Consider the following 266-nt stretch of genomic DNA (forward strand, 5'->3'; position numbering starts at 1 on the left):
GTGATCACCCAGATCGCCGGCCTGCTGGGCGTCGAGCCCGAGGGGCTGGTGTGCGCCGCGGCCGAAGACAGCCCGGGTGACGGGCCGCTGGAATACCGGGTCATCGCCGCGGCGGGGCATTTCAGCCACCTGATCCAGCGGCGCCTGTCGGAGCTCGACGATCCGTGGATGGCGTCCCAGCTTGCCGGGGCCCTGCGGGATCGCCACAGCCTGGTGCACCCGCGCAGCATGGCTCTGTATTTCCGCAAGAGCGACGACGAGGGCTT

General features: G+C 70.3%; 1 protein-coding gene. It reads left to right on the top strand.

Annotated features, from left to right (window positions below; translation table 11 throughout):
- Window positions 1–266 (top strand): DUF3369 domain-containing protein (locus B4920_RS26575; protein ID WP_139379701.1); only part of this gene is annotated, 266 nt, incomplete at both ends.

Source organism: Zoogloea sp. LCSB751 (assembly GCF_002028455.1).
GTDB lineage: Bacteria > Pseudomonadota > Gammaproteobacteria > Burkholderiales > Rhodocyclaceae > Zoogloea.